This is a genomic window from Microbacterium wangyouchuni (assembly GCF_054072595.1).
Genome location: NZ_JBSVRM010000002.1, coordinates 244139 through 264830 on the forward strand (window position 1 = coordinate 244139; position 20692 = coordinate 264830).

Annotated in this window: 15 protein-coding genes, 1 tRNA gene and 1 pseudogene; 10 read left to right on the plus strand and 7 right to left on the minus strand. The window is 62.9% G+C overall.

Translation table 11 applies throughout. The features are described 5' to 3' along the window. Window positions 1-3 precede the first annotated feature (3 nt). Together nudC and ACW5CM_RS03920 are read left to right on the plus strand one after the other, a co-directional pair. Window positions 4-879: an NAD(+) diphosphatase gene (gene nudC / locus ACW5CM_RS03915; RefSeq protein ID WP_457124235.1), complete on the plus strand. Its 876-nt coding sequence runs from the start codon at window positions 4-6 to the stop codon at window positions 877-879. Next, window positions 876-2597, plus strand: coding sequence for an ATP-dependent helicase (locus ACW5CM_RS03920; protein WP_439254902.1), 1722 nt, complete (start codon window positions 876-878; stop codon window positions 2595-2597). Before nudC ends, ACW5CM_RS03920 begins: the two co-directional genes overlap by 4 nt. 823 nt (window positions 2598-3420) lie before the next feature. Here the strand turns inward: ACW5CM_RS03920 and ACW5CM_RS03925 are convergent. After that, on the minus strand, window positions 3421-4788 hold the full coding sequence (locus tag ACW5CM_RS03925; RefSeq protein WP_438253469.1) for a zinc-dependent metalloprotease: 1368 nt from the start codon (window positions 4786-4788) through the stop codon (window positions 3421-3423). Window positions 4789-4905: 117 nt separating this feature from the next. Here ACW5CM_RS03925 and ACW5CM_RS03930 point away from each other — a divergent pair, with 117 nt between their 5' ends. The 4 genes from ACW5CM_RS03930 (at window position 4906) to ACW5CM_RS03945 (ending at window position 11110) form a co-directional block, all read left to right on the plus strand. Next, window positions 4906-5991: a YlbL family protein gene (locus ACW5CM_RS03930; protein ID WP_457124236.1), complete on the plus strand. Its 1086-nt coding sequence runs from the start codon at window positions 4906-4908 to the stop codon at window positions 5989-5991. A gap of 57 nt (window positions 5992-6048) precedes the next feature. Then, window positions 6049-9000: a UPF0182 family membrane protein gene (locus ACW5CM_RS03935; RefSeq protein WP_438253471.1), complete on the plus strand. Its 2952-nt coding sequence runs from the start codon at window positions 6049-6051 to the stop codon at window positions 8998-9000. Window positions 9001-9950: 950 nt separating this feature from the next. Further along, the gene (locus ACW5CM_RS03940) at window positions 9951-10250 is read left to right on the plus strand and encodes a transposase (RefSeq protein ID WP_443475530.1); all 300 of its coding nucleotides are present in this window, start codon (window positions 9951-9953) and stop codon (window positions 10248-10250) included. Next, the gene (locus ACW5CM_RS03945) at window positions 10229-11110 is read left to right on the plus strand and encodes an IS3 family transposase (protein ID WP_443475529.1); all 882 of its coding nucleotides are present in this window, start codon (window positions 10229-10231) and stop codon (window positions 11108-11110) included. Before ACW5CM_RS03940 ends, ACW5CM_RS03945 begins: the two co-directional genes overlap by 22 nt. Window positions 11111-11494: 384 nt before the next feature. Here ACW5CM_RS03945 and ACW5CM_RS03950 read toward each other — a convergent pair whose 3' ends face one another. The 5 genes and pseudogenes from ACW5CM_RS03950 to ACW5CM_RS03970 form a co-directional block, all read right to left on the minus strand. Then, window positions 11495-12187 (minus strand): SMI1/KNR4 family protein, encoded by a 693-nt coding sequence (locus ACW5CM_RS03950; RefSeq protein ID WP_443475528.1) that lies wholly within the window; start codon window positions 12185-12187, stop codon window positions 11495-11497. Window positions 12188-12246: 59 nt separating this feature from the next. After that, window positions 12247-12381, minus strand: a pseudogene (locus ACW5CM_RS03955) (zinc finger domain-containing protein); the annotation flags it as partial. A gap of 77 nt (window positions 12382-12458) precedes the next feature. Further along, on the minus strand, window positions 12459-12635 hold the full coding sequence (locus ACW5CM_RS03960; protein WP_443475527.1) for a hypothetical protein: 177 nt from the start codon (window positions 12633-12635) through the stop codon (window positions 12459-12461). A 268-nt stretch (window positions 12636-12903) separates the two neighbouring features. Then, window positions 12904-13347: an ankyrin repeat domain-containing protein gene (locus ACW5CM_RS03965; RefSeq protein ID WP_443475526.1), complete on the minus strand. Its 444-nt coding sequence runs from the start codon at window positions 13345-13347 to the stop codon at window positions 12904-12906. Window positions 13348-14187: 840 nt separating this feature from the next. Then, a tRNA-Met gene (locus ACW5CM_RS03970) sits at window positions 14188-14261 on the minus strand. 68 nt (window positions 14262-14329) lie between these two features. On the opposite strand from ACW5CM_RS03970, the gene ACW5CM_RS03975 reads away from it, so the two are divergent. Further along, the gene (locus ACW5CM_RS03975) at window positions 14330-15133 is read left to right on the plus strand and encodes a carbon-nitrogen hydrolase family protein (RefSeq protein ID WP_457124237.1); all 804 of its coding nucleotides are present in this window, start codon (window positions 14330-14332) and stop codon (window positions 15131-15133) included. A 31-nt stretch (window positions 15134-15164) separates the two neighbouring features. Here ACW5CM_RS03975 and ACW5CM_RS03980 read toward each other — a convergent pair whose 3' ends face one another. Next, complete coding sequence (locus tag ACW5CM_RS03980; protein ID WP_457124238.1) at window positions 15165-16367, minus strand: aminotransferase class I/II-fold pyridoxal phosphate-dependent enzyme; 1203 nt, start codon at window positions 16365-16367, stop codon at window positions 15165-15167. Between the two features lie 98 nt (window positions 16368-16465). Between ACW5CM_RS03980 and ACW5CM_RS03985 the strand changes: the two genes are divergently transcribed. The 3 genes from ACW5CM_RS03985 to ACW5CM_RS03995 all read left to right on the plus strand — a co-directional run bounded on the left by ACW5CM_RS03985 (window position 16466) and on the right by ACW5CM_RS03995 (window position 20680). Then, entirely contained in the window at window positions 16466-17923 is a 1458-nt protein-coding gene (locus ACW5CM_RS03985) for a S1C family serine protease (RefSeq protein WP_457124239.1), read from the plus strand. Window positions 17924-17993: 70 nt separating this feature from the next. Continuing rightward, window positions 17994-19247: a CDP-glycerol glycerophosphotransferase family protein gene (locus ACW5CM_RS03990; RefSeq protein ID WP_457124240.1), complete on the plus strand. Its 1254-nt coding sequence runs from the start codon at window positions 17994-17996 to the stop codon at window positions 19245-19247. Continuing rightward, complete coding sequence (locus ACW5CM_RS03995) at window positions 19244-20680, plus strand: CDP-glycerol glycerophosphotransferase family protein (protein ID WP_438253476.1); 1437 nt, start codon at window positions 19244-19246, stop codon at window positions 20678-20680. The genes ACW5CM_RS03990 and ACW5CM_RS03995 overlap by 4 nt, the downstream gene beginning before the upstream one ends. Window positions 20681-20692 lie beyond the last annotated feature (12 nt).

Consider the following 20692-nt stretch of genomic DNA (forward strand, 5'->3'; position numbering starts at 1 on the left):
TCGATGACAGTTCGTACCGTGTTCGATCGTGCAGGACACATTCGCGACGAGCCGGGCATCCTCGACTCGCTTCGTGCATCTGATGACGCGCAGGTCGTTGTCGTCCGAGAAGGACGCGCGCGGGTCGAGGATGACGCACTGCTCACCGTCGCACCCTCCGAGGTCGGTGAGGCCGAGTGGGGCCTGTTGGGAAGACGCGAAGACGGAACGATCGTGCTGGTCGCGGCCGCCGCTTCGCTGACCGACTCTATCGACGCGGCTCCCGCAGAGACCTGGATGGGCCTGCGCGATATCGGGGGACTGCTCGACGCCGAGAACACGGAGATGCTGGTTGCAGCTGTAATGCTCGCGTCCTGGCTGCGTGACGCTCGGTTCTGCACCATGTGCGGCTCCGAGAGCGAGCTGCGCCAAGGCGGTTGGTCACGTCGATGCGCGCAGTGCGCGCTCGACCTTTTTCCTCGTACCGACCCAGCAGTGATCGTCGCGGTGGAGAGCGAAGACGGCGAGCGGCTGTTGCTGGGCGCCAACGCGAACTGGCACGGGCGGATGTACTCCTGTTTCGCCGGATTCGTCGAAGCTGGCGAGTCACTGGAATCGACCGTTCATCGGGAGATCGAAGAGGAAGCTGGGGTGCTGTTGCACAGCGTGCGGTATATCTCCTCGCAGCCGTGGCCGTATCCGCGTTCGCTGATGATCGGATTTCGGGCGACAGCATCTGAGGAGCGGGACGCGCGAGCAGACGGCGAGGAGATCATCGACGTTCGCTGGTTCACCCGCGAAGAGATCGCCAGTGCGCTGGCCGGCGATGGTCCGGTGGGGCTGCCCGGCCCGGCATCCATCGCGCGAGCGTTGATCGTGGACTGGTACGAGTCGAAGTGAGCGCGCTGGACGGCCTCGACGAACATCAGCGCGAGGCAGCATCTGTGCTGCGTGGGCCCGTGGCGGTCCTCGCCGGCGCTGGCACCGGTAAGACCCGGGTCATCACGCATCGGATTGCACACGGGGTGGACACCGGAGCGTACTCGCCCAACCGTGTGCTCGCGCTCACCTTCACCTCGAAGGCCGCCGGGGAGCTGCGGGGACGCCTGCGGGCCCTCGGCGTGCAGGGCGTCGTCGCGCGCACGTTCCACGCGGCTGCCCTTTCACAACTCAATTTTTTCTGGCCTACGCTCGCGGGTTCTCCCGCGCCGAGCATCATCGATAACAAGGTTCGCGTGCTGGCACAAGCGGGGGAGCAGTTGCGGATCCGACTGGATACCGCGACCCTGCGGGACGTGGCCAGCGAGATCGAGTGGCGCAAGGTCTCGATGCTCTCCATCGAGCAGCACGCGGCCCTGGGACGATCGGTGGGTCGGGTGAACACCGAGCAGCTCGCCGAGCTGCAGCAGGCCTTTGAGATGCTGAAGGACGATCGTCGCCAGCTCGACTTCGAGGACGTGCTGCTGGCGTGTGCTGGGATGCTCGAGGCCGAGCCGCGCGTCGCGGCGTCTGTGCATGAGCAGTACCGGCACTTCACCGTCGATGAGTTCCAGGACGTTTCGCCACTGCAGAATCGTCTGCTGGAGCTCTGGCTGGGGGAGCGCCGCGACCTGTGCGTGGTTGGCGACGCCAGCCAGACCATCTACTCCTTTGCCGGCGCCGATCAGAAGTACCTGCTCGAGTTCGGTCGCACCTACCCGGATGCCACGGTGGTGCGCCTGGAGACGAACTACCGTTCCCAGCCGCCGATCCTTGCCGCCGCCAACGCGCTGATGAAGGGCCGCCCCGGTGCGCTCGAGCTCGTGGCGGCACGGGAGTCGCTGACCGCGGACCCGCCCACGATCACCGCATACGACAGTGAGACCGACGAAGCCGCCGGGGTCGCGAAGGCGGTTGCCGCGCGCTTGAAGTTGGGTGCGGCTGCCTCGGAGATCGCGGTGCTGTACCGGGCGCATTCGCAGTCTGCTGTCATCCAGCAGGCGCTGGCACAAGCCGGAATCGCGTCCACAGTGCTGGGCGGGAAGCGCTTCTTCGATCTGCCGGAGGTTCGTCAGGCGGTGCTGGCGCTGCGCGGAGCATCCGTTGCTCCGACCGAGCGCGGGTTCCTGCCTAACGTGCGTCGGGTGATGCGCGAGATGGGACTCAGCGACGAACCGCCGGCAGCCGGAGGTGCCCAACGCGATGGCTGGGAAGCCCGGCGGGCGATTCTTCGCCTGGCCGAGGAAGCCCCGGCCGAGACCACGCTGCGCTCGTTCAGCGACACGCTGATGGCGCGGGCTAAAGATCAGCATGAGCCAGCGATGGAGACGGTCACGCTGTCGACGCTCCATGCGGCAAAAGGCTTGGAATGGCCGCACGTGCATGTGGTGGGGTGGGCGGAAGGTGCGCTGCCGATCGGCTACGCCACCAGTTTCGAGTCCATTGACGAGGAACGGCGGCTGGCCTACGTGGGCATCACGCGCGCTGCGCGAACGCTTGATCTCTCATGGTCGCGTGCGGCCGGTCACCGGGAGCGGCAGCAATCGCGGTTCGTTCAGGAGATTGGAACGACTGCTCGCGGCACCGGCATTCTGCGTGAAATGTCACCGCGTGCCACACGCGGCGTCCGTCGGGGCTGATCCGCACGCTCTTCGTGCGTTTCGCATTCCCCGACTCGGTGAGGATTCGGGCCACGAGCACGGCAGCTTCGGCAGCGCGTGCGCCGGTGATGGGAACGGATGTCGCGGCGACCAGTTGCGCATGCATCGCCGGCCAAGCGGGGTCGCGGTCTCGTTCGTGCGCGTCGCGGCAAGCCAAGCAGGCCGTGCGACCGGGAACGATCAGCGGCCCGATCGTGGTGCCGCCCGGTTCGAACGCCACCGGCACATGCGGCAGATCATCGCGCAGATAGGGGACCAGCTGGTGTGCGGATGCTGCGCCATGCACCAGAACGATCCCCACCGCACCGACCGCTGCCCGTTCAGCAGTGACGAACCCCTCCTCTGCCAGCGCGCTCTCCAGTCGCACAGGCACGCGTGAATCCGCGACGTTGAGGTTTTCGATCCATACCGGTGGCGGGCTGGGGCTGTCGGTGCACAGCACAGGACGCAGCTGGCGCAGTAGTTCGCGCGCGGCCTCTCTCGGCGCGCCGTTCGCATGGGCGATCACATCGAATGTGCGTCGGCGGAAGCCTGTGCGCATCGCCTGCAGCAGCGGTTCGATCCAGGGCTCGGACAGCGCAATCAGCACGCGGCCTTCGAGACCGAATTGCACGGTATCGGCATCGCGCCACAGCAGCGGGTACGCCGGATCGAGGCGTGTCAGCGTCGGCGGCGTGATCGGGGGCATGACCCGATTCTGCTCACTCCGAGGCCGCCGCGGGACGACAAAGCGTGATCAGTGGACAACTCTGCGCATCGCCTGATTGTGCAGATCGAGTGGATGCTGCGGCGATCCGGCCGGTCAGACCGGAGTCTCGCCACCCTGGTTGCCGCTGCCGTCGGTGAAATCCTCGCCGTCGAGCAGACGGGCCAGAGCCTCATCGAACTCGTCGGCCGCCGGCTCTTCGCCCCGGGCACGCGCCTGGAGGCGTTCGATCAGCGCGGTGGGGTCGTCGATGTCCGCTGCTGTCGGCTGCAGATCCGGGTAGTCCCAGAGAGAGTCGCGTGCGGCCATGCCGACGGCATCCGTCACCTTGCGCCACATGTCGGCCGCCTCGCGCATGCGACGCGGACGCAGTTTCAGCCCAACCAGCGCTCCCAGAGCATCCTCGGCCGGCCCACCGACCGCCCGTCGACGTCGAGCGGCCTCAGCCAGACGCGCACCGTCCGGGAGACGTGAGGTCGCCTCATTCGTGACGACATCCACCCAGCCATCGATCAGCGCGATGATGTTCTCCAACCGGGTCAGTGACTCGCGCTGCGCCTCGGTCTGAGCTGGGAGCAGTTCGCCGCCCTCGATCGCTGCGCGCAGCTCTTCAGGGTTGGAGGGATCCAGCCTGCTGGCGACGTCCTCGAGTGCTTCGACATCGACGGTCACACCGCGGGCGAAGTCGGTGATCTGCGACATCACATGCAGGTGCAACCATTTCGCGTGCCGGTACAGCCGCGCGTAGGCGAGCTCTCGTGTTGCGAGGTACAGCGAGATCTGGTCTTCTGGAATCTCGAGTCCGGTGCCGAAATCGGCGATGTTCTGCGGAATCACGGCAGCAGTTCCAGCCGGAAGAACCGGGATGCCCACATCACCACCGGAGACGACCTCGAGCGACAGGTTGCCGAGCACCTGCCCGAATTGGGCGGCGAACACGGATGCGCCGAGACCGCGCATGAGCTTTCCCGCACCCTGGATCGCATCGCGCATGTCTTCGGGGACCTGGGTGTCCAGTGCTCCGGTGAGTGCATCTGCGATGCTGGTCGAGACGGGACCGGCAATCTCTTTCCAGACCGGAAGCGTCTTCTCGACCCACTCGCCGCGCGTCATCGCCTGCGGAGCCTCGGACAGTTCCGAAATGGTCGTCGCCTCACCGAGCCACAGATTCGCGAGCGCGAATGCGTCGACAACGGACGAGCGAGATCCGTCGGTGATCCCCTGCCCTTCCTGGTTGGCGATGTGCAGTGCCTGTCGCAGAGTGTTCTCCCACGGGTCACCGTTGAACGCGCCCTGCAACTGCTGCATGAGAGCAGCCATCATCGAAGGATCGAGGTTGATACCGTCGGGGCCGCCCAACGCGTTCTGCAACGCGCTGAGATCGAAGTCTCCGCCACCCTCGCCGGACATCATCTTTCGGAGGAACTCCTGGAAGTCCTCGGGGTTCGGTTCGTTGTCTGCCATGTCGGTCGCCTCTCAGCACGTCGCTAGCCGTGCCATCTACGCTAGTTGCAGGCGTCCCTTAGCGGCCCCATCACAGGAAGATCGCTGTACGCCGGTCGCGAACGACGGAGGAACCACTTGTCTCAATCCCGCACACCCCGGGTCGGACTCGGCGTCTGGGCGCTCATCGTCGCGCTCATCGCGCTCGTCGTGCTGACGTTCCTGCCGACGCCTTATGTGATCCAGCGGCCGGGCCCCGTCTACGACACGCTGGGAACCGCGACCAGCAGTGACGGCGAGCAGGTGCCGCTCATCGCGATCGACGGCGCGGAGACATTCGAGACCAGTGGCAGTCTGAACCTCACGACAATCGAGGTGGTCGGCAACAGGGAGCGCACACCGTCCTGGTTCGAACTCGCTCTGGCCTGGATGGACTCCTCACGCGCGGTCGTGCCCATCGACGCGATCTTCCCGGAGGGTCTCACCAGCGAGCAGCGCAATGAGAACAATGCGCTGATGATGGTCGATTCGCAGCACGAGGCGACTGCGGCAGCGCTGCATCATCTGGGCTACGACACCGGTGCTGCCGTGCAGATCTACTCAGTGATCGAAGAATCACCATCTGAGGGCTTACTACTCGAAGACGACGTGATCACGGCGCTGGACGGTGCTCAGATCCAGGATGCCGAAGAGCTGCGCGCTGGCATCCAGGAGGCGAAGGGCAACCCGGTGCAACTGACCGTACTGCGCGATGGAGCGCAGAAGCAGGTTGAGATCACACCCGAGCTGGGCACCTCGAACGGGGTCGACACCTGGCTTGTCGGCATCCAGCTGATGACCACATACGATTTCCCGTTCGACGTGACGATTCAGCTCGACAACGTGGGCGGTTCCAGCGCCGGACTGATGTTCGCGCTCGGGATCATTGACGAGCTCACCTCCGGTGAGATGACCGGCGGCCAAGACATCGCCGGTACCGGCACGATCGACGCCGCGGGTCAGGTCGGACCGATCGGGGGAATTCGCCAGAAGCTGTACGGTGCCCGTGATGCCGGTGCGGACTATTTCTTGGCGCCGGAATCGAACTGCGCTGAGGTCGTCGGTCATGTTCCGGACGGGTTGCAGGTGATTCGCACATCGACGCTGGAGGAGTCTGTGAGCGCGGTCGAGGTGATCGCCGCCGGCGGCGATGTCGAAACGCTGCCGACGTGCACTACATCGTGACCGCTCTGACACCGTAAGCACAGCCGACACATACGTGAGGGCACTTAGGATAGATAGGTGACCACGACCTCGGCGCCGAATCCGGCCACGCCCAGTACCTCTCGACGAATACTCACCATTTCGTTGGTGATCATCGCGGCGATCATCGCTGCGTTCTTCGTCTTCGCCTCGCTCTACACCGACTTCCTCTGGTTCAACCAGCTGCAGTTCGCCAACGTGCTGACGACGCAGTGGCTGGCCACGGCGGTGATGTTCGTGGTGGGCTTCCTCGGAATGGCTGTACCGCTGTTCGTCGTGATTCAGCTGGCCTATCGTCTGCGTCCGGTATATGTGCGGTTGAGCTCGCAGCTGGACCGGTACCAGGAGGTCATCGAGCCGCTGCGCCGACTGGCCATGTGGGGCATGCCGATCTTCTTCGGTCTCTTCGCCGGCTTTGCCGCATCGAGTAACTGGCAGACGGTGTGGCTGTGGATCAACGGCGGCAGCACTGGTGTCACTGATCCGCAGTTCGGCATGGACACCGGCTTCTACCTCTTCGCGATGCCGTTCTACTCGATCCTGCTGGCCTTCGTCTCGGCTGTTGTGCTGCTGAGCCTGATCATCACCGCGCTGGTGTCGTACCTCTACGGTTCGCTGCGCATCGGTCAGGGCGAGCTGCGTATTTCCAAGCCCGCTCGCATCCAGTTGGCGATCCTCGCCGGGCTCTATCTGCTCGTTCAGGCAGCCAGCCTGTGGCTCGACCGGTACAAGACCCTGGTCGCTGAAGAGGACCGCATCACCGGAGCTGCCTACACGGCGGTCAACGCCACGATCCCGGGTATGGCGATTCTCGCGATTCTCGCGATCCTCGTCGCAATCCTCTTCTTCGTCACCGCGATCATCGGTCGCTGGCGCTTCCCGCTGGTGGCCACCGGCCTGCTGATCGTCGCATCGCTCGTCGTGGGCATGGGCTACCCGTGGGTTGTCGACACCTTCCAGGTGCGCCCGAACCAGAACAGCTTCCAGGCCGAGTTCTACCAGCGAAACATCGACGGCACGAAAGCGGCCTACGACATCGCCGACCTCGAGGTCACGCCGTTCAAGGCTGCTATCGATGCCGAAGCCGGCCAGCTTCGTGAGGACGCTGAGACCACGGCATCCATCCGCATCCTCGACCCGAGCATCATCAGCCCGACGGTGCAGCAGCTCGAGCAGTTCCGTGGCTACTACCAGTTCAAGGACACCCTCGACGTCGACCGTTACGAGATCGACGGTGAGACACAGGACACCGTGGTCGCCGTGCGCGAGCTCGATGTCGACCGTCTGGGCGACAGCAACAACTGGAACAACCGCACCGCGGTCTACACCCACGGCTACGGCCTGGTGGTCGCCGCGGGTAACCAGCGCACCAGCGAGGGTGAGCCGGTGTTCCTTGAGCGCGGCATCCCGACCTCTGGATTCCTGAGCAAGGGCGAAGAGTTCGAGCCCCGCGTGTACTTCGGTGAGGACTCGCCGCTGTACTCGATCGTCGGAGCGCCGGAAGGCACCGATCACGTCGAGATCGATTATCCGCGCGGTGAAGACGGCGCCAATGAGACCAAGACGACCTTTGAGGGTGACGGCGGTCCAGAAGTGGGCAGCACGTTCAACAAGCTACTGTTCGCGCTGAAGTTCCAGGAGGCGGAGATCCTGTTCTCCGACCTGGTCAACAGCGATTCGCAGATCCTCTACGACCGCAACCCGGTCGACCGTGTGCAGAGCGCTGCTCCGTACCTGGAGCTCGACAGCGATCCGTACCCGAGCGTCGTCGATGGCCGGATCGTCTGGATCGTTGATGGCTACACGACCAGCTCGACGTACCCGTACTCGACGAGCGTCAGCCTGTCGGATGCGATCGCCGATTCGAACTCGCAGGCGCAGACGTTCGCGCTCGACGACATCAACTACATCCGTAACTCGGTCAAGGCCACGGTCGACGCCTACGACGGCTCGGTGACGCTGTACGCCTGGGATGACGAAGACCCGATTCTCAAGGCCTGGCAGAAGGTGTACCCCTCGACGGTGCAGCCCATCAGCGAGATGTCAGCTGATTTGATGAGCCACGTGCGGTACCCGACCGACCTGTTCAAGGTGCAGCGCGAGATCCTCGAGGTCTACCACGTCGATACTGCGGGCTCCTTCGCCCAGCAGGACAACCGTTGGCAGACGCCCAATGACCCGCGTAACGCCAACCAGCTGCAGCCGCCGTACTACCTGTCGATGCAGATGCCCGGCCAGGATTCGCCGCGCTTCTCGATGTTCTCGACGTTCATCCCGGCATCCGCTCAGGGGACGACCAGTCGTAACGTGCTGATGGGCTACCTGGCGGTCGATTCGGATGCCGGAGCGACTGCGGGGGAGAAGGCAGAAGGTTACGGCCAGCTCCGGATGCTGGAGATCGATGCTGATACGACGGTGCCGGGCCCCGGTCAGGTGCAGAACACGTTCAACTCCGATCCGGATGTCGTGCGAGAGCTGAACCTGCTGCAGCAGGGTGAGTCGCAGGTGAAGTACGGAAACCTGCTGACCCTTCCTGTCGGTGGTGGTCTGCTCTACGTGCAGCCGGTGTACGTGCAGTCGTCTGAGGCGGCTGGCACGCAGTTGCCGCTGCTGCAGAAGGTGCTGGTCACGTTCGGCGACAGCATCGCGTTCGAAGACACGCTCACTGCGGCTCTCGATGAGATCTTCGGCGGCGACTCCGGTGCGAGCGCTGGCGATGAAGAAGTGGAGCCGGCTGACCCGGATGGTGGCACTACGCCGCCAGATGAAGGCACGACGCCTCCTGCAGAGGGTGGCGAGGAGCCGCCCGCTGAGGGTGGCGAGGAGCCCGTTAGTGGCGACGCTCGTGAAGAGGCGCTCGCGGATGCGAAGCAGGCTCTCGCAGACCGTGACGCAGCTTTGAAGTCCGGCGACCTCACCGAGTTCGCCGAGGCAGACAAGCGCCTCACCGCCGCGATCACCACGCTGCTGGAGCTCGAAGCAGCCGAGTAGCCCCCGCGGGCTGCAAACAGAAGAAAGTCCTGACTGAAACTTCGGTTTCCGTCGGGACTTTCTTCTTCCCCTGCCGGCTGTATGCCGGCGCGGTCACTTCCCCCGTGGAAAGCAGAAGGCCCCTGATCTGGATTACTCCCGATCAGGGGCCTTCGTGTCGCGTTGGTTGCGGGGGCAGGATTTGAACCTACGACCTCCGGGCTATGAGGCCAGCGACCTACTGAGCTGCGCCACCCCGAGGCAAGTCCGTGGTTTAAACCGACAAGGTTTAATTAACTTATCGCTGCTACGACGGCGTATTTACCTCTCCTTCCCTTTGTTTGCAAAGGATCCAGCTCGGGCTGTTTGCTGGCAGGCTGAGCTCAATCTGCCGCGGATAACTCCTCAAACCGATGCCTCCGTCACACCCAACTTCGCATCTATGGGTAAGGCTGGAGCCACAAAGAGAAAAGTTTGTGTCCACTTTTGTGTCCAACTTTTTGTGTCCACATTTACCCAAAAACCGCTGTCTAGCCGCGCTCAAACTGTCTCGTTGAAGAGTTGCGTGCACCCTCTCGAGTCAGAACTTGATGCAAGTCGGCTGTACGTGTCGTGTCGTGTCGTGTCACGTCGTGGTGCGGTCTAATGGTGACGCCAGAGCTGACATGTAGTGAAGTGCTTTCGTGACGTTGGGGACTGTTTAGTTCATGTCCTCGACAGGCTATTACTGATGCGGCATGATTCAGAGAGAAAAATACGGAAGCCCACCTGCCAATCGGCGGGTAGGTTTCTTTTTGTTGAGATTGATCGCTGAGTCTGCAGTCGAACGTCAGATACTACTTTCCGAATTCGGCCCTCAAATGCAGGATGAAGCGCCCTGGGTTTTGACGGAGGCTCTGATGTGCCCTGGCTTTAAAGGAGTCGACCTGTTGGAATCTTGGTAACAGCGCAACCGAGAAAAGAGGTAAACCATGACTCGCTACCTGGAACCCTTCCGGCGCAAAGCCCTAGATCTCATCGCTGAGAGCAAGCCCGTGAAACATGTCGCCGAAGATCTGGGCATCAGCCAGCAAACGATCTATAACTGGCGCAGACAGCAGCTCATCGATACAAGCGCTCACCCAGGAATCACCAGCGCCGAGAACGCTGAACTTGCCAGTGCAAAGCGTCGCATTCGTGAGCTTGAAGAAGAAGTACGAATCCTGGTTCGTGCACGTGAACTTTTGAAGGAACCCCACACCCCAAAAGAATGTACGCGGCCATCGCAGTGATGGCCGCGGAAAGCTTGCCTGTACAGAAGTCATGCAGACTCCTCGGGGTATCTGAATCTGGATATTACGCCTGGAAGACTCGTGTCCCATCGAACCGGCAGATCCGCCATGCGTGGCTTCTCGAACAGATTCAGGCTGTTCATGAAGCGGCACGTGGCGTGTATGGTGCTCGCAGAGTATGGGCCGAACTCACCATGGGGTTAGGGCTACAGGTCGGACGATCCCAAGTGGAACTGGTGATGTCACGCGCCGGGCTGCCGGGTATTCCTGGCCCCAGACACTCTCGGCAATCCCGCAGTAACGCCCCACTTCCGGGGGATCTCGTACGGCGCGAGTTCGGTCAAGATCACCCCAATATGTTGTGGGTCACCGACCTCACAGAACACCGCACGCGCGAAGGGAAGATCTACTGCGCGGTCGTACTGGATACGTTCAGCCGAAAAGTCGTGGGCTGGGCGATTGACAGTTCCCCGGATGCAGCTCTCATGACGAATGCACTGCATATGGCGATCGAGACTCGAAAACCCCAACCAGGGACGGTAATACACTCGGACCACGGCACCGTTTTCCGGAGCTGGGTATTTACCCAGCGGGTTCAGACGGCAGGGCTGTTGCCGTCGATGGGTGCGATTGGATCGTGTTACGACAACAGCATGATCGAATCGTTCTGGGGGCGTATGCAAACGGAGCTGCTGGACCGTCAGGTGTGGCAGACCAGGCTCGAGCTTGCAAACGCGATCTTCGAGTATCTCGAAATGTTCCATAACCGGAAACGGCGTCATTCCCGACTCGGGATGCGGTCACCCGTCGAGTACGAGAAACTGTATGAACAAGCAAAGATGCTGCGGTCAGGAATCTAACTGCACGACTCCATGCAACCCAGGGCACATCAGGCGCATTCGCCCCAAAATGTTGGGTCGAATGCGCCAGTTGCACTGCGCAGCAACCATCACGCCGTTTGCCGGGACCGTTGGCGGCGGTAAACGTATGCAGGCTGGCGTGCTCGGACGTGCTTCGGTGATCATCCGCAGGGCACGCCAACGGAATTCAGCCTCGTAATTCTTAGTCATGGTGTTCCTATCCTGTTAAAGATCGGAACTTTAGCCAGGCCAAATCAACCCTCGGCTACCGCAGTTTGTCACGCTGATCCACTGCGAGCGACCTCTCTTGTCTGCAACACGTCCCGCCGCGCACCATGTCGCTCAATCGACGAGCTATTCATAGCGACGATCGACACTCGTCGGCTACTCCTCGCCCCAAGCAACAAACTCGTCGCCCCGCTTGGGGAAGGGAGCAACGTGCTTCACTAGCTCTTCAGCATCAGCATGTTCGATAATGCTCATAGTTCTATCAGCATCGACTGCCACAGATCGCTCGTATAGCAATTCCAACGCGCTGATCTGATCGACTCTCAAATACGGACGGTGGGAGTGCAACCACAAACTCGCGTTGGCATGCGGGTCACCGTCTCCTAGGAACTGATCGCTATCAAACTCAACGAAGCTCATGATCATCTCCGTAGCAATGAAGTCCTGAAGGCTCGAGGCCAGATACTCGCCCATCTCGTCATCATGAAGAATCAGAACAACGGGTCCTACGCGATCGCCGGCTGCTTCTCGTTCAAAACAATATAGATCTCCGCCTGGCGTGCGCCCAAAGGGCAAGTACCCTTGCGCGGGATCGATCTTCCGATAATCTTCGGGATCGCACATCGCATCAAGCTCTTCACGGATGCCGTCACATGTGAGTGGCTCAAAATCACAGTCGAAGAAGAGAATCGGCACCCGTTCTCGCAGCAGCGGCGCTTGAGTCGAAGCCCAGTCTGGGCCGAAGGTACCCCAGTCGAGCATCCCATCGTCTGCAAGCCGCAAATATAGCTCAGGCCACGCAAGACCATATTCAGCAGCAAGCTCTATCAGGGCATTCGATCCGGGCATTCTCGAAATCCTACCACCGGAGGATGCGTTCCATACGCGTTTGGTGACGCGACACCGACTTAGCGTGCCCGCTGACTCCTCGGACAGAAGTGAGAGCCGCGGTTCATGAAGCTCTCGCGCACGATCGGCGTGCCGCAACGGTCGCACGGTGTGCCTTGCCGCCCATAAACGTGAAGGGATCGGGAAAAGTAACCCGGCTACCGCAGTTAGCTACGCTGTCGCGCGGAACATGTCCGGAGAAGTCCGATCTCCCAACGTTACCCGCAGGAGATCAGTCGGCTGCATCCTCGGCGTTGAAAGTCTCCTCCCGCACTGTGAGCACCGAGGGCGGCATGCCCTCATCCCACCCTGCCTCGTCCGCATACGCGTCGATATCGACGGACTTACCCGAGACTGGCAGGAAGAATTGCGGGGGAATCAGCCATGCCGGGCCGTCTGCCTCCGTCAAGGCTTCGGCGGTCCATTCATACCAGGGCGCAGTAGGATCACCGAGGGGAGTCGGGTCGTTCGCAGGATCATAGAAGACACCCGATCTCTCGATGCTCCCTGAAGTGACGGGTCTGCTGAAGGTGCCTCAGATACGTCATGCATTCAGTCCCGTAAGCCGGCCCTACAGCGGCCCCACGGCTGGCCTTGTCGGCCAAAAACGTGAAGAGATCGGGAAAAGTAGCCATGATCGCTCTTGGCGTTCTTCGAAACGTGAAGGGCTGGAAATACTACGCGAGCAATTCTCGTGGGGATACGCCGTGAAGGTTCTGAGCGTCGAGGTCTGCACCGGCAGAGACTAAGGCGCGTACCGAGGCCTCTTCGCTGTCCGACGCCACCATTGCAGCGCGCCACAGCGACGTATTGCCCCATTTGTCACGAGTGTCAACAGCTACACCGTGCTTCAGAAGTAGATTGATGATCTCTCGACGTTCGTTTATGACTGCTAGATGAAGAGCCGTGAACCCTTGCCGGTCCTGTAGTTCAGCATCGCAACCAAGCAGGATGAGGGACTCGACGAGCTCTGGCGGCGCATCGACGGCAGCAATCATCAAGAATGTGCGCCCTTCTTGATCCGCGACGTCAAGCCCCGATGCATTGAGAAACGCCGAAATTTCTTCGACATCCTGCCGGGCAAGCAGCTGATAAACCTTCTTTGCATCCAATGATGTCATGCTGCCAATGCTAGCCACCCACATAGGCGACCTGTGAAGTAAGCGCCACTTTCTAGTCCCAGGTCGCCTGCTGCCTGCGTCATCGTCGCAAGGCCTGGGGCTGACGCAGATTCCTGCAGACCAAATTCTCCAAACGCCATGCGCGTGCGAATATTGAACGCCGTCTCGGCACGCGTCGCGTGCACACCTTCAGGTAGCGGCGCTGCTACCTGAAGGTCAACAAGGTCTGGGAAACCCAACCTCTGGTCAGCTGTCGCTGTGTTCTTTGTGCGCCCATACGTCGCAGCTAGTGGGGCAGAAAGCCCGTCAAGAAACGCGCGAACCGGTGAATCGTCCACGTTGATGATCGTCTGCGAGAAGCCTGGACATATCCAGCATTGTCCGAACCCGCACTTGCATCCGTGGAGCCGTGTCAATATCGGCGAATGAAATCTCTCGGGCGTGTAGTTGAGTCACCCACCGTATACTTGCGCCGCGATAATTAGAGGTTCCGAGGTTAAAATAACCGCTCGTTCTGTGCGCAACTATCTGAGCCGGACATTGCACCTAATGCGTGCACTTCACGCTACGTTTCTTCGCGACAACGATTCGCATAAAGTCGAGTAATAGTGTGTAACTGTGAGGAACGAGGGCTCTGGCTTATCGGGTTCGAGTGCCTTTGGCCGTTAGCTTGATGAGTCGTTCGTTGTTATTCTCGCTCAGCGACCGCTGTCGTCGGGACGCGGCCTGGAGCTGGAGAGCGAAAAGTTTGTGTCCACTTTTGTGTCCGTGCCGACCAATCGTACTGGACAAAGCAAAAGGCCCCTGACCAGAAAATACCTGATCAGGGGCCAATCTCAGTTGCGGGGGCAGGATTTGAACCTACGACCTCCGGGTTATGAGCCCGGCGAGCTACCGAACTGCTCCACCCCGCGGCACGTCTTATAGCTTAGCACGCGTTTTCTGCCTCGCTCGCCGCCGCCGGGTACGCGAAGATGGGGGCATGTCTGAGATTTCCGCAGTCGCCGTTTCCGTGTGTCAGTTCAGTCCCACCGCCTCGCGCGCAGACAATCGTGAGCGCATTGCGGCGCTGACGGCGGATGCCGCGAGCCGAGGCGCGCGCCTGGTGGTCTTTCCGGAGTACGCCAGCTATTTCACCGACCCGATGGATGACTCGTTCTCCGCGAACGCGGAAGCTCTCGATGGTGAGTTCGTCCGGCATCTGCAGGCGACAGCATCCGTGCACGGCATCACGATCATCGCGGGACTCGTGGAATCAGCGGGGGAGCGCGTACGCAACGCACTTGTCGCGGTCGACGCGACAGGTCTCAGAGCCGTGTACCGCAAGCAGCACCTCTACGACGCCTTCGGACAGACCGAGTCGGACTGGATCGAAGCTGGTGAGATCACCGAGCCGCAGACGCTCGATATCGACGGCCTCCGCATAGCGATGATGACCTGCTACGACCTGCGATTCCCTGAGGTCGCGCGCACGCTGGTGGATGCCGGGGCGGACGTCATCGTGGTGCCCGCCGAATGGGTACGAGGACCGCTGAAAGAGCACCACTGGACCACGCTGCTCGCAGCGCGCGCAATCGAGAACACCGTGTATGTCGTCGCCGCGGATCACCCGGCCCCGATCGGCGTCGGGCACTCGCAGATCATCGACCCGCTGGGCGTTGTGGTCGCCGGGGTCGGTAGTGCGGAGGGCATCGCGACCGCCCACCTCGACCAGCAGACCATCGTCCGGGTGCGCGAGATCAACCCAGCCTTGAGGCTGCGTCGTTACACCGTCGCACCCCGCTGAGGTCGCACCCCGCTGAGTGAGACTGAGGAGCTCAGAACTCCGCGGCCGCCAGTCGGGCTGCCGCTTCTTCGAGCACCTCGACCCGTTTGCAGGCCGCGAAGCGGACGAGGCCGGCATAATCGCCCTGGTGCTCGGTGCTGACGAACGCGCTCATCGGAATAGCGACGACTCCGGACTTCTCGGGCATAGCCCGGCAGAATGCCGCAGTGTCTGCACCGCCGAGGGTGGTGGCATCCGCGACGGTGAAATAGCCGCCCTGAGGGGCGAACACCTCGAAGCCGGCGCTGCGCAGCCCTGCGCCGAGGATCTCGTGTTTGCGGGCGAGAGCGGCGACGGCATCCGAGAAGAAAGAATTAGGCAACCGCAGACCCACCGCGATCGCCGGCTGGAATGCGGATCCGTTCGCGTACGTCAGATACTGCTTGACCGTCAGCACCGCGGTGATCAGGTCGGCCGGCCCATGCATCCAGCCGATCTTCCACCCCGTCGCCGAGAAGGTCTTGCCGGCAGAAGAGATCGTGAGCGTCCGCTCGGCAGCGCCGGGAAGCGTCACCAGCGGGACATGCGGAGCGCCGAAAACCAGGTGCTCGTACACCTCATCGGTCACGATGATCGCGTCATGCTGATGCGCGAGGCGGATCACCTCGGCCTTCACCTCGGGAGTGAACACCGTACCGGTCGGATTGTGCGGGTCGTTGACGAGAATGATGCGGGTGCGGTCGGTGACGGATGCCGCCAGCACCTCGAGATCCGGCTGAAAGTCGCCTCGGCGCAGCGGAACGGTGCGCAGCCGGGCCCCGGCGAGGGCCACAGCCGCGGCATAGGAGTCGTAATACGGTTCGAAGACGACGACCTCGTCGTCCGGCGAATCGATCAGCGCCAGCAGTGTTGCCGTCAGTGCTTCTGTCGCCCCCGCGGTCACGATCACCTCGGTTGCCGGGTCGATCTCGAGCCCGTAGAACCGATGCTGGTGCTCGCTGATCGCTGCCAGGAGGTCGGGAAAGCCGCGGCCGGGCGGGTACTGATTGACGCCGGCAGAAATGGCGGCGCGTGCGGCTTCCAGAACTTCGGCAGGACCGTCCTCATCCGGAAAGCCCTGACCGAGGTTGATCGAACCGGTTCTCACCGCTGCCGCAGACATCTCTGCGAAGATGGTGGGCGCAACGACGCCATCGGGGGAAAGCAGACCGGCTCCAGCCGCAGTGCGCCGCCAGGCGCCAGCAATAGCACTCATGTAACCCAGGCTAAGGCCATAGCGGACACTCATCGCGACCATAACGAACGCACAGGTACACGCGGCACTCTGAGAAGGCGTTGTTGAAGGAGCAGACTATGAACGAAGACAACATTCCCAACGAGTCCACGTCGCCCGAGCAGCCTGCGCCGCAGGTACCGGGCAGCACGGGCTCCGGACACGAGATCCCCACCGCTTTCACGTCGCCGATCGCGCCGTACGCGCAGCCGACGATGTCGTCGATGCCGTCGTCGAATCCGCAGGGCGCAGCCTTCGGCATTCCGAGTGCGGCCTACCCGTATGGCACCGGCCACGAAAGCACCGTCCCGATCGCGCCGATCGAGAACCATGCTGCGCCGCAGAAGAAGTCGTTCGGCGCTGGCAAGGTCGCAGCCCTCATCGTGGCGGCCTCGCTCGTCGGTGGCGCAGCGGGGCTGGGCACGAGTTACCTCGGCAACACGCTGTGGGCGCAACCGGCCGGGACTGCGGCGAGCGGCCCGGAGAGCATCACCGTGAACAACCCCGGATCGGTCAACGAGACCACGGCGATTGCCACGAAGGTGCTGCCATCGGTCGTCACGATCGAAGCGGCCGGTCAGAGCGAGTCCGGCAGCGGATCGGGCGTCATCCTCAGCGAGGACGGTTACGTGCTGACCAACACCCACGTTGTGACCTTGGGCGGTGCGTCCGGAGATGCCGCAATCCGCGTCACGACCTCAGACGGACACCTGTACGACGCGTCGATCGTCGGTACCGACCCGATCTACGATCTCGCGGTGATCAAGCTCGAGGATGCTGAAGACCTGTCTCCGATCGCTTTCACTGATTCGTCCGAAATCAACGTCGGCTCCACCGCCGTTGCGGTGGGGGCACCGCTCGGGCTGTCGAACTCGGTCACCACCGGTATCGTCAGCGCGTTGAACCGCAGCATCCAGATCGCGTCGTCGGCACTGCCTGAATCGGCGGATCAGGATGCCCCGGAAGAAGAGTCCGGCCAGGACAGCCCGTTCCAATTCGATCTGCCCGGTACGACGCAGCGCGGAGCGACGCAGAACATCTCGATCTCGGTGATCCAGACCGATGCCGCGATCAACCCCGGAAACTCCGGTGGTGCCCTGGTCGACAGCGAGGGCAAGCTCATCGGCATCAACGTCGCGATCGCCACAGCCGGCGGGTCTGGCGGCGAAGCCGGATCGATCGGTGTCGGCTTCGCCATACCGTCGAACATTGCACAGCGCGTGGCCGACGAGATCATCGAGAACGGCGCGGCCACGCACGGTCTGCTGGGTGCGACCGTGCAGGATGCGTCCTCTGTCGAGGACGCGGACGTTGCGGGTGCCTATATCGTTGACGTCTCGCCCGACGGCGGGGCTGCGGCGGCCGGCCTGAAGAAGGGCGACATCGTCACGAAGTTCAACGGCTTCCCGGTCAGCGGTGCCACTGATCTGACCGCGCAGGTGCGTGGTGCGGCGGCTGGCAGTGAGGCGACCGTCAGCTACGTCCGTAACGGCAAGTCGTTCGAGGCGGATGTGACGCTCGGAGAGCTCGTGCTCTGAGCGTGCTCAGAGGCTCAGAACAGCCGCCAAATTCTCAGAGAAGGACGCCATCCCGCGATAGGCTCGCGGGGTGGCGTCCTTCTCTTTCGGCTCCGGCAATGTCGCGAAGCTCTTACGCATTCCGTTGTATGCCGTCGGGCGCATAGGCACGCTTCTGGTGCCACGTGGAGACCGTTGGGTGTTCGGCTGCGGTGCCGGCATCGGCGACGGTGCCCTGGCTCTGTGGCGGACCGCGAGCGCGGAGGGTCATCGTGCCGTGTGGCTGACTTCGAGCGATCGTGAGCGTGCGGATGCCGCTCGCCTGGGGATCCGCACGGTTGGGAAGTCGTCGCTGCGTGGCTGGTGGGAGACCGCACGGGCAGGAGTCCTCGTGGTCACGCACGGTCTCGGCGATGTGAACAGATACGCCGTGGCGGGCGGGTTCGTCGTGCAGCTGTGGCACGGGATTCCGCTCAAGCGCATCGGACTCGATTCGCCTGCGACGACCCAGGTCCCGAATGTTCCGGGGGCGGCGCTGCTGCGTCGACTCATCGGTGTGCTGTACCGGGGCGCCGCTCAGCGCATTCGTGTTCTGCCCGCGGCATCCGATCGCTCGCGCGGACGACTGGAATCGGCGTTCGCGCTGGGAGACGACCGTGTCGTCGTCACCGGCGAGCCGCGCGTCGATGTGCTCTCGGCCGGCGATGCGCACGAGCGGCGGGCGACGGCGTCTGCCCTGTTGACAGAGGCGGCCGGCGCACTCCCGAAGGGAGCGCGGACGGCGCTGTATGCGCCGACCTGGCGAGACGGTGCAGCAGATCCGGCAGTGCCATCCGCTGACGAATGGGTGCGCCTCATCGCCGTGTTGGAGAGCCAGAACACCGTGCTCTTCGTGCGATCGCATCCACTCGGCGCGGGCGCGTATCAACCGCCGCTTCCCAGCGGCCGGGTGCGGATGCTCGGCTCCGACGTGCTCGCGGATGTCACCCCGGCGCTCCCGGCTATCGACGTGCTCATCACCGACTACTCGTCCTTGGCGTACGACGTCGGCCTGCTCGCGATGCCGGTGCTCTACCTGGCTCCGGATGCCGCCCAGTATGCTCGCACCCGCGGGTTCTACGGCCGCTACGAGGATGTGGCCGGGACTGACGCTGCGACGACCTGGACCGAACTGCGCGATCGTTTGGAAGCGCTGCTGAGCGATCCAGGCGTGTTCACGGAGCGGTCCGAACAATCCAGTACGCTCAGCGCACAGGTACATGCGTATCGCGATGGAGAAAACACCCGTCGCGTGTACGAAGTAATCCGCGCGCGGGGGATCCCCGCGCCGAAAGGAGCACGATGACCACCGCCCGCATCGATGAACAGACCGAGAGTCTGGTCATCGCCGGCACGGGGCCGAAGCCGGCCACGGCGACCCTCGAGGGGGCTCGTGCGTGCGTCACGGCAAAGGTCACCGGTGGTGGCAAGACCTGGAAGGCGACGTTCCCGTTACGGGCGTCGCGTTGGGGCGGGGCAGAGCTGCCGCTTCCCACCGGAGACTATGTGTTGCACGTCGACGGCGCCGATCTTGATGAGCTCGCGATCAGTCCGCAGGTGCTGACGAGGCTGCGGGTCGCGCAGTACGGCGCGCATGTCGATATCGCCGCCCCGCTCGACCCGTTCCACCAGACGCCCGAGGGTCAACGCGAGCTGGAAGAGCGATACGTCGCTCAGCCCGGTGGCGATGAGAACGCGATTTTCTTCGAGAGCTTCTACGGTCAGAGCGTCGGCTGCAATCCGCGCGGAATTGATCGTGAGATCGCGAGGCGAGCACCGGGTGTGACTCGGTACTGGAGCGTCGTAGACCTCTCGGTCGCTGTACCTGAAGGCGCGGTCGCGGTGGTCGAAGGTAGCCCCGAATGGTGGCGGGCCCGCGGGGCTGCGCGTCTACTCGTGGTCAACGACTGGCTGCGGCGACGGTTCGCGCGTAAAGAGGGCCAGCGGGTCCTGCAGACCTGGCACGGTACGCCCCTCAAACGGCTGGCGCTTCATCGCCCCGGGTTCGCACCGCGCCGGATGGCCGCAATCGTCAAGGAGTCTCGTCGATGGGATGTGCTGCTCGCGCAGAACACCTATTCCGAGCGCATTCTCAAGAAGGCATATGCGTTTTTCGGCAAGCCGGTCTGGACTGACGGGTACCCGCGAAACGACATGCTCGTGACCTCCGATGGCGCAGACATGCGGGCGGCGCTCGGCATCGGCGCGGACGAGCACGTGCTGCTGTACGCGCCGACATGGCGCGACGATCGTTCTGAGATCGTGGACTTCATTGATCTGCAGCGTCTGGCCGAGCAGACGGATTCTGTTGTGCTGGTGCGCGGGCATTCGCGGACACTGCGCCCGGGGCGCGATCAGGCCGGCGCGCGCGTGATCGATGTGACCGGGTACCCGGAGACGGCACAACTACTCCTTGCGGCAGACGCGCTCATCACCGACTACTCATCGGTGATGTTCGACTACAGCGTTACCGGTAAGCCGATGTACTTCATGGTCCCTGACCTGGAGCACTACCGCGGTGAACTGCGCGGCTTCTACTTCGAACTCGCCGAGCGGGCGCCGGGTCCGCTGGTGACGACGCAGGACGAACTCGTCGATGCGCTCAAGGACGACACGGTGCCGGGACGTTTCGCCGAGCGCTATCGCGCCTGGCAGAAGCAGTTCAACACCCGCGACGATGGTCGTGCCGCCGAGCGTGTCGTCTCCCGCATGCTCGACCTCGGCTACATCACGGCCTGACCGCGCGTCGCG

What these genes read in the sequence shown, in the direction of transcription:
- nudC (WP_457124235.1), top strand. Translation starts at nt 4, where the DNA reads ATGACAGTTCGTACCGTGTTCGATCGTGCAGGACACATTCGCGACGAG.
- ACW5CM_RS03925 (WP_438253469.1), bottom strand. Translation starts at nt 4,788, where the DNA reads ATGGCAGACAACGAACCGAACCCCGAGGACTTCCAGGAGTTCCTCCGA.
- ACW5CM_RS03940 (WP_443475530.1), top strand. Translation starts at nt 9,951, where the DNA reads ATGACTCGCTACCTGGAACCCTTCCGGCGCAAAGCCCTAGATCTCATC.
- ACW5CM_RS03945 (WP_443475529.1), top strand. Translation starts at nt 10,229, where the DNA reads ATGTACGCGGCCATCGCAGTGATGGCCGCGGAAAGCTTGCCTGTACAG.
- ACW5CM_RS03950 (WP_443475528.1), bottom strand. Translation starts at nt 12,187, where the DNA reads ATGCCCGGATCGAATGCCCTGATAGAGCTTGCTGCTGAATATGGTCTT.
- ACW5CM_RS03965 (WP_443475526.1), bottom strand. Translation starts at nt 13,347, where the DNA reads ATGACATCATTGGATGCAAAGAAGGTTTATCAGCTGCTTGCCCGGCAG.
- ACW5CM_RS03975 (WP_457124237.1), top strand. Translation starts at nt 14,330, where the DNA reads ATGTCTGAGATTTCCGCAGTCGCCGTTTCCGTGTGTCAGTTCAGTCCC.
- ACW5CM_RS03980 (WP_457124238.1), bottom strand. Translation starts at nt 16,367, where the DNA reads ATGAGTGCTATTGCTGGCGCCTGGCGGCGCACTGCGGCTGGAGCCGGT.
- ACW5CM_RS03985 (WP_457124239.1), top strand. Translation starts at nt 16,466, where the DNA reads ATGAACGAAGACAACATTCCCAACGAGTCCACGTCGCCCGAGCAGCCT.
- ACW5CM_RS03995 (WP_438253476.1), top strand. Translation starts at nt 19,244, where the DNA reads ATGACCACCGCCCGCATCGATGAACAGACCGAGAGTCTGGTCATCGCC.